An 8,369-nucleotide genomic window follows, 5' to 3' on the forward strand; every position below is an offset into this window, starting at 1 on the left:
ATGATAGATAACTTATTGGCTATTTTGTTTCTGTGCTTCTTTTGCTTTCTGTTTTGGCAGCAGCGCAGGCAATCTGAGCTTGCGAAAGCTGCCATTGCGAGAAAGTGTAAAGAGCTCGACTTGCAGCTGTTAAGTGTTGCTTTTAGTGGTCATAAACTGAAGATGCGCCATGAACTCACGACCATTTGGCGCTGGCACACCATTTACCAATTTGAGTTTTCAGCGTTAGGGGATGACTGTTACAAAGGGAAACTGACCATGGTAGGTTTCCGTTCTATGCGGTTTGAGCTACAGCCTCATAGAATGTAACGTCGCAATAAGCGGTGTATCGATATTCATGATAGGGGCCAAACTGATCTTGTTTGGTCTCTTTAAATACAAAGCCGAGTTTTTCTAAAAGCTTAATCGATGGATTATGACCGACATTAACGGTCGCGAAAACATTGGTCAAACGCTCTTCAAAGCACACCAAATTAAAGAAAGGTTTCAGTACCTCACTAGCAAAACCTTGATTCCAATACTCTTTATCCAAGATAAAACCTAACTCGTGCTTACCTTCTTCTGATGAGATAAATACATGCCCAAGATATTCACGGGTTTGGTTATGGATAATGGCGCGGCAAAAGCCGACATTGTCTTGCAGTATCTCTTGAAATAGTTGCTTCGCAGAAGCGATAGAATGCGGCCCATTCATCTCTGCTCGATTAATCGGGCAGCAATTGAGCTTAATGAAGTCATGCTGTAGCTGTTCGGTATAAGGTACTAACAGCGTTCTTGAGGTTGCTATCGTCATAAAACACTCCTTGTGTTGACCGTTAGCAGAAAAGCAGATGTATTGCTCCTAAATAAAGAGCCTCTAGATGGGTGAAATGTCCAGATAAAGAAAAGCCCCGACACCGAAGTGTCAGGGCTAGGGTCTTACTCGCAGCAGTCCGGCTACTAATTAATGCTCCATGCATCATCCATAATAGTGGCTGTAATCCTTCAGCTCTTTCCTTTACTTCGCCGTCCTAGCGGTGTCCAATCATCCTGAAAGCTAACAATCCTAGTTAGCGCACATCACTTGTTCCGTGAGCGGTGTCCTTTACATCATCCTGATGCTAATCCAACCCTTTATCCTAAAGGTGTCCATTGTCATTCCATTGCAGCTAACTTCCTGTTAACTGACTGTGTCCCTACAATGTCCTTGCGCTCCATGCTTGATCACTCAATCCTAAGTAACCAAATCTTCATCCTGAAGATAACCAATTCCTTGGTGCTTTCCTGTTCCGTGTCAGAATCCTTCCGACAAGGTTTAATTTACGCGATTTAGGATTTCGGACAATAGATTTGCATCACATTTTGAATTCAACCAAGTTGTTAATTATATAAAACAATTAAAATTCAACACTTTAACTATATGCATATCAATTTCTCTAGAGAAGTATTCGCGTTATCTCACAGCGTTTGTAAGAGATCTCTCACACGCTATAGGCAGTTTTATGATTCGCTATCGGTCACCGGAGCGAGTAAAATGACCAAAGACTAAAAATGGAGGTCAACATGCTGACAAAAGATGTTTCTGAAGAGTTGAAATCAGTGCTTGAAGGACTGCAAGCACAAGGCAAAGAGCCAACAGTTGCGTTAGTAAAAGCTCGTATGAGTACATCGGTTCCCATGCCTGCGTTAATCACGACCATTAAAAGCTGGAAAAACGCGAACCGCGTTCCCAAGGTAGAAGTGGCTGCACAACAAGAACCAGAGGTCGATCGTATTGGCCAACTAGAAAAACAAATTATTGAACTTACCGCTCGCGTCGCCACGCTTGAAGCCAAATTAGCTGAGCAGTAAGTTAGCCGAGACGTAAGTTAACAAAAATAAATCAACAGATTAGCTAACAGAGAAATAGAACACTATGAAGATATGGGTTGATGCGGACGCTTGTCCTAAGGTTATCCGAGAAACCATCGTACGCGCAGCTGAGCGAACCGGTGTTGAATGCACCTTCATCGCGAATCACGTTGTCCCAGTACCGAAGCGTAACAACATTCACTCTATTCAAGTACCAAGCGGATTCGATATCGCCGACAATGAAATAGTAAAACGTACAGAGAAAGGCGACCTAGTGATTACTTCAGATATTCCTCTTGCTGACGAAGTGATCACTAAAGGCGCACTCGCGCTGAGTTCTCGTGGGGAGCTTTACACCAAAGAGACCATTAAAGCGCGCCTGAATATTCGCGACTTTATGGAAACCATGCGCTCAAGTGGCATCCAAACAGGTGGCCCAAGTTCACTATCTCAAACCGACCGTCGTGAGTTTGCTAACCACCTTGATCGCCTACTAGCAAAGCGCTAACCCTCCCTTCTTCTCCAGAGAGATCTGGGAACGTCTCATTGAGGCAACAAAGAGCTCTGTGAAATTTTAATCGACCTACTCCGTTCTTGATATTTATTACAATAACGGAGTATTGATTATGGTTCGTCGCATTGCTTTAGCACTATCCATCACTTTAGGAAGCACTCAACTGTCCTTCGCCAATCAAGAATATGGCATCGTTGGCGGCAGCCTCACTTACGGCGAAAGTGTTTTTTCTACTAAGAGTACCCCGCAACTTGGTGCGACATCCAACCTCTTTTATTCTGGCTCTAAAGGCTTTATTGATGGCAGCTTAGCAAACTGGCAACTGCTGCCTTTTGTCGGACTATCTGGAAACTGGCGGTTCGCTGAAGTATCAGATACCTTCGTTGACCTACCCAATGGCATTCAAGACAGAGATGGCAATGGCGAACTCGGGATAACTCTGGGGACAGTAGGCGCTAGACTCACCTACTTACACGACGTAACCTCAGAGCATAATGGCTACGAAGTTCAGCTGCATCTAGGCAGTACGTTAGAAACATGGGCAAAGCCATTAACCATTACCCCCTACCTCGAAGTCGATTATCGTGACAAAAAACTCTCTAATCACCTCTACGGCATTTCAAGCAGCGAATCCTCTGTATCAGGGCTAGTTCAGTTTGATGCGGAGTCTACCTTTGTTTATCAAGCAGGGCTCATTGGCCTCTATGAATTTACACCACGCTGGATTGGTATTGGCAAGATGGAATTGACTCACCATGATTCAAAAAGCCCTCTCATCCAAAGGGATATAGGGTGGTCACTGGAGATTGGTTTAACCTACCGTTTTGCAGGCTTGTGATCCCTATCTTCCAATAAAGAAAAAGCCCGCACACTGTGCAGGCTTTCGATGTAATCATAAAACAATGATTAGATTCTATGGCGTGTAGTACGTTGCTGCACCTGGGCCAACTGGCAGACCAAATACGAATACCCACACGTAGAACATTAAGCTCCAACCAACGATGAATACAATCGAGTATGGAAGCATAGTTGCAATCAGAGTACCAATACCTAGGTTCTTCATGTAACGCGTTGCTACAGCAAGGATAAGACCGAAGTAGCTCATCATTGGAGTAATGATGTTCGTTGTTGAATCACCGATACGGTAAGCCGCTTGAATTGTTTCTGGTGCGTAACCAACAAGCATTAGCATTGGAACAAAGATAGGTGCTGTTACTGCCCACTGAGCAGAAGCTGAACCAATCATCAGGTTAATGAAGCCACACATTAGGATGAATGCGAAGAACAACATTGGACCTGTTAGGCCGATGTCTTGTAGGAAGCTTGCGCCCGCTACTGCGAATACTTGACCGAAGTTAGTCCACTTGAAGAAAGCAACAAACTGAGCAGCGAAGAATACAAGTACGATGTACATGCCCATAGAAGACATAGACTTAGACATTGCATCGATAACATCGCGGTCAGTTTTCATTGTGCCGGTAACTTTACCGTAAACGAAACCAGGAACTGCGAAGAATACGAAGATGAACGCTACGATACTCTTAAGGAACGGAGAACCTGCTACCGTGCCAGCTGCAGAACGTAGAACACCGTCTTCAGGAACAATTGTCCAAGCAAGAAGAGCTGATACTGCTAGAACTGCGATACCTGCTAGCTTAAGACCTTTCTTCTCAACGTCTGTTAGCTTGCCCATTGTATCGTTTGATAAATCTTCAGACGCTTCTTCGTCGTTGTATTTACCCAGTTTTGGTTCAACAATCTTCTCAGTTACGAATGCACCCGTAATTGCGATGAAGAAAGTAGAAACAAACATGAAGTACCAGTTTGATTCTGGACCAACTGTGTAAGTCGGGTCGATCATCTGTGCTGCTGTTTCTGTAATACCAGAAAGCAGTGGATCAACCGTACCGATTAGAAGGTTTGCAGAGTAACCACCAGATACACCAGCGAATGCTGCCGCTAGACCAGCAAGAGGGTGACGACCTAAAGAGTGGAAAAGCATTGCTGCAAGTGGAATTAGTACCACGTAACCAAGCTCAGAAGCTGTGTTAGAAATGATACCTGCGAATACCACAGTTACTGTAACCATGCGCTTAGACGCGCCCATTACCATGCCACGCATCGCAGCAGATAGTAGACCTGAGTGCTCAGCAATCGCTACACCTAGCATTGCAACAAGCACGGTACCTAATGGCGCAAAACCAACAAAGTTTTTAACTAAATTAGTTACGATAAGCTGTAAGCCTTCAGCATTAAGTAAGCTTACAACGTGGATCATGCCGTCAGCAGCACGACCTGGAGCACCTTCTGGACGAGGGTCCATAACAGACACTTCAAAGTACCCTGCGATACCAGAAGTCACTAAGATTGCGACACAGAAGATTGCGAAAAGAGTGATCGGGTGGGGTAATAGATTCCCCAAATACTCAACACCATCGAGAAAACGGGTAAAAATAGGTTTCTTTGGCGAGTTGTTTTTTATTGAAGCTGATGAACTCATCAGTTCCCTCCTTGTAGTGATTCCTATGCAATTGTGACAAAAATGTTCAAATTGCAGGCGAAGGGTACGCGACAAAATTATCAATTAGAAATTCAAAATGTTACAAAATGTGTAAAAAGCGACGATGTTTAACTCTATTTGAACAATTAATTAGCAAATTAAACCATAATAAACACAAAAATCAGATTTATAATTCACAATCATACATTCACTATTAATATGACTTACGATATAACCTCTTGATTAGTTTAAAAATAAAGTTTATCGTACGATAAATAACCACTCGGTATTTAATCAACTAGCATATGAAGGAAAAGAAAAACCGTTAAATGAATAAAGTTTGACTTTCCCCTCGTTTTTTACAGGTGTGTCACATCCAATTGACTGCTTATTTTTGAACCGCTTTGAACCTTGGGTTGGTTTTGCAAATTACATATAGGCGCCCTCTACGCTTAACGATTTGACAATCAGGGTGACGGCTCTTTGCACTTTTAAGTGATTTTACAACCTTCATCTATTTAGCTCCCTTACCCAATTGACCAAAGCGGCGAGTAAAGTTCGCCACGCGACCTTCTTTATGAATCACTCGTTGCTTACCTGTATAGAAAGGATGAGACTTTGAAGACACTTCAATAGTGAAGTAAGGGTAAGTATTGCCATCTTCCCATTCGATAGTACGGTCTGTTTTCAAGGTTGAACCTATCAAGAAGTATTCATCAACACTGGTATCATGAAAAACCACAGTGCGGTAATCAGGATGGATATTTGGTTTCATTTGTTTCCCCTAAATTATTATTTGATATGTTATAACATTACAAATAATAATTATTATCAAAAGAAAAACAAGTTATTTTGTGATATTTTCCGGCCATAGATCGTAATTAGAGAACGTCCCCCCATGTACTCCATTGAACCTATTGGCTTTATAGAATCTCCCTATAAAGAGAAGTTCGCGGTACCAAGGCAGCCTAGGTTGGTGCCGACATCAACCTCTAGAGTAAGGCTTGTTGACGCGGCAAACTGTCTAGAGTCGGTTCGCCACATCGAGCAATTCAGCCATGTGTGGCTCCTATTTCTATTCGACAAAAACCTTGAGGCGGGCTGGAAGCCGACAGTGAGGCCACCTCGACTGGGTGGTAATGAACGCATTGGGGTTTTTGCATCTCGTGCCACATTCAGACCCAACGGGATTGGCATGTCAGCGGTGGAGTTAAAAGGCGTATCTCAAGATAAAGGGCAAACTTGGCTAGACCTTGGCAGTGTCGATTTAGTCGACGGGACACCAATTATCGACATCAAGCCTTACATCCCCTACTCCGATTCCATTCCGGATGCACAGGGAGGGTTTGCAGCCGAAGAGCCAGAGGTGTTAGAGGTTAACTTTTCACAACAGGCACAAAGCAAACTGGCACAGCACCCAGAGGCACGCCATATTATTCAAGTGACCAAAGAGGTATTAGGCCAAGATCCTCGACCTGCCTATAAGAAAGGCAAGCCAGACAACAAGGAATATGCGGTAAATTTGTTCGATCTTAACGTGAAATTCGTTATTGAGGCGTTTTTCATCAATGTAACTGACATCGAACGCTTTTGAGATCCCAAATAGGCTGATACTATATGCGGCTATATCGGATTTGCTGCTGCCTATAGCGGCAGTAAATTTACTTTTATTAATGATGAAACGGATACCATAGAATGCGTACCAGTAACTATCTTCTTTCTACTCTGAAAGAGACTCCAAACGACGCAGAAGTTATCAGCCACCAGCTGATGCTACGTGCAGGTATGATCCGTAAGCTAGCTTCAGGTTTATACACTTGGCTACCTACCGGTCTGCGTGTACTGCGTAAAGTCGAAAACATCGTTCGCCAAGAGATCGATAATGCAGGTGCAGTTGAGACTTTAATGCCCGTAGTGCAGCCGTTTGAGCTATGGGAAGAGACTGGTCGTAGTGAAAAAATGGGCCCAGAACTACTGCGCTTTACTGACCGTCATTCTCGTCCGTTTGTTCTTAGCCCAACAGCTGAAGAAGTAATCACTAGCCTTGTTCGTAACGAAGTAAACTCGTACAAACAGCTACCACTGAACTTGTACCAGATTCAAACTAAGTTCCGTGATGAGCGTCGTCCACGTTTCGGTGTTATGCGTGCTCGTGAATTCTCTATGATGGATGCGTACAGCTTCGACATCGACAAAGAAGGCCTAGAAAAGTCTTACCAAGCGATGCACGATGCTTACTGTAATGCATTCGACCGCATGGGTCTTGAGTACCGTCCAGTACTAGCAGACTCAGGCGCTATCGGTGGTAGTGGTTCTCAAGAGTTCCACGTACTAGCGGAAAGCGGCGAAGACCTAATCGCATTCTCTACAGAATCTGATTACGCAGCAAACATCGAGAAAGCTGAAGCACTAGCTCCAACTGAAGAAGCTGCAGCACCAACTCAAGAGATGGAATTGGTTGATACTCCAAACGCGAAAACTATCGCAGAATTGGTAGAGCAACACGGTCTAGCAATCGAGAAAACTGTTAAGACTCTATTCGTTAAAGCTTCTGATGAAGTAGATGCAGACATCATTGCTCTAATCATCCGTGGCGACCACGAACTGAACGAAGTGAAAGCGGAAAATCTTCCACAAGTTGCTTCTCCACTAGAGATGGCTTCTGAAGAAGAAATTCGTGCACTCGTTGGCGCTGGCCCAGGCTCACTTGGCCCTGTAGGCCTAGAGCTACCATTCATCGTTGATCGCTCTGTTGCTGTAATGAGCGACTTTGGCGCAGGTGCAAACGTAGACGGTAAGCACTACTTCGGTATCAACTGGGGTCGTGACGTTGAGCTTGCTCAAGTAGAAGACCTACGTAACGTAATCGAAGGCGACCTAAGCCCATGTGGTAAAGGTACACTTCAGCTTAAACGTGGTATCGAAGTTGGTCATATCTTCCAACTAGGTAACGTTTACTCACAAGCGATGAACTGTGGCGTGCTTGGTCCTGACGGTAAGAACGTTATCCTAGAGATGGGTTGTTACGGTATCGGTGTATCACGTGTTGTTGCCTCTGCAATCGAGCAGAACCACGACAAATACGGCATCATCTGGCCAGACGCACTAGCACCTTTCCAAGTTGCTATCGTTCCTATGAACATGCACAAGTCTGAAGAAGTTAAGGAAGCGGCTGAGAAGCTATACGCTGAACTAACAGCTATGGGTATCGAAGTACTATTCGATGACCGTAAAGAGCGTCCGGGCGTAATGTTCTCTGACATCGAGCTAATTGGTATCCCTCACACTATCGTGATCGGCGACCGCTCAATGAAAGAAGGTAACTTCGAGTACAAGAACCGTCGTGCTGGTACTAAAGAAGCTGTTGCTATCGATTCAATCGTTGAACACGTTACTTCTCAATTTGCTAAATAAGCAAACTCTGCAAAGTACATGAGCTTGCAAAGCAAATAATAGAAGGCTGCCATCTGGCCTGTCTCTTATACACAAATCCCTAAGCCACGCTTGGGGATTTTTTTTGAACTA

The 8,369-nt window shown here is 44.1% G+C and carries 10 protein-coding genes; 6 read left to right on the forward strand and 4 right to left on the reverse strand.

Translation table 11 applies throughout. The annotated features are described in order from the left end of the window. On the forward strand, positions 1–309 hold the full coding sequence (locus tag JC606_RS10935; protein WP_032498839.1) for a DUF3301 domain-containing protein: 309 nt from the start codon (positions 1–3) through the stop codon (positions 307–309). Here JC606_RS10935 and JC606_RS10940 read toward each other — a convergent pair. Further along, a complete protein-coding gene (locus JC606_RS10940) occupies positions 275–793 on the reverse strand; it encodes a GNAT family N-acetyltransferase (RefSeq protein WP_004738571.1) in 519 nt (172 codons plus the stop codon). The genes JC606_RS10935 and JC606_RS10940 overlap by 35 nt on opposite strands. A 749-nt stretch (positions 794–1,542) precedes the next feature. Between JC606_RS10940 and JC606_RS10945 the strand changes: the two genes are divergently transcribed. From JC606_RS10945 to JC606_RS10955, 3 genes are all read left to right on the forward strand, one after another. After that, positions 1,543–1,830: a hypothetical protein gene (locus tag JC606_RS10945; protein ID WP_137407909.1), complete on the forward strand. Its 288-nt coding sequence runs from the start codon at positions 1,543–1,545 to the stop codon at positions 1,828–1,830. A 64-nt stretch (positions 1,831–1,894) separates the two neighbouring features. Next, positions 1,895–2,338 carry a YaiI/YqxD family protein gene (locus tag JC606_RS10950; RefSeq protein ID WP_004738567.1) on the forward strand — a complete coding sequence of 148 codons (444 nt, stop codon included), beginning with the start codon at positions 1,895–1,897 and terminating at the stop codon, positions 2,336–2,338. 118 nt (positions 2,339–2,456) lie between these two features. Next, on the forward strand, positions 2,457–3,182 hold the full coding sequence (locus JC606_RS10955; protein WP_198778591.1) for a MipA/OmpV family protein: 726 nt from the start codon (positions 2,457–2,459) through the stop codon (positions 3,180–3,182). A 75-nt stretch (positions 3,183–3,257) separates the two neighbouring features. Here the strand turns inward: JC606_RS10955 and JC606_RS10960 are convergent, their stop codons facing one another. The 3 genes from JC606_RS10960 to JC606_RS10970 all read right to left on the reverse strand — a co-directional run bounded on the left by JC606_RS10960 (position 3,258) and on the right by JC606_RS10970 (position 5,619). Continuing rightward, a complete protein-coding gene (locus JC606_RS10960) occupies positions 3,258–4,844 on the reverse strand; it encodes an AbgT family transporter (RefSeq protein WP_137407911.1) in 1,587 nt (528 codons plus the stop codon). A gap of 388 nt (positions 4,845–5,232) precedes the next feature. Then, entirely contained in the window at positions 5,233–5,358 is a 126-nt protein-coding gene (gene ykgO, locus JC606_RS10965) for a type B 50S ribosomal protein L36 (RefSeq protein WP_005380299.1), read from the reverse strand. After that, complete coding sequence (locus JC606_RS10970; RefSeq protein ID WP_102425455.1) at positions 5,359–5,619, reverse strand: type B 50S ribosomal protein L31; 261 nt, start codon at positions 5,617–5,619, stop codon at positions 5,359–5,361. Between the two features lie 123 nt (positions 5,620–5,742). Here JC606_RS10970 and tsaA point away from each other — a divergent pair, with 123 nt between their 5' ends. Both tsaA and JC606_RS10980 read left to right on the forward strand, forming a co-directional pair. Next, entirely contained in the window at positions 5,743–6,438 is a 696-nt protein-coding gene (gene tsaA / locus JC606_RS10975; protein WP_198778592.1) for a tRNA (N6-threonylcarbamoyladenosine(37)-N6)-methyltransferase TrmO, read from the forward strand. Positions 6,439–6,539: 101 nt separating this feature from the next. Further along, the gene (locus tag JC606_RS10980) at positions 6,540–8,258 is read left to right on the forward strand and encodes a proline--tRNA ligase (protein WP_004738559.1); all 1,719 of its coding nucleotides are present in this window, start codon (positions 6,540–6,542) and stop codon (positions 8,256–8,258) included. Positions 8,259–8,369: the final 111 nt, after the last annotated feature.

It is taken from the genome of Vibrio sp. IB15, assembly GCF_016406055.1.
GTDB lineage: Bacteria > Pseudomonadota > Gammaproteobacteria > Enterobacterales > Vibrionaceae > Vibrio > Vibrio chagasii.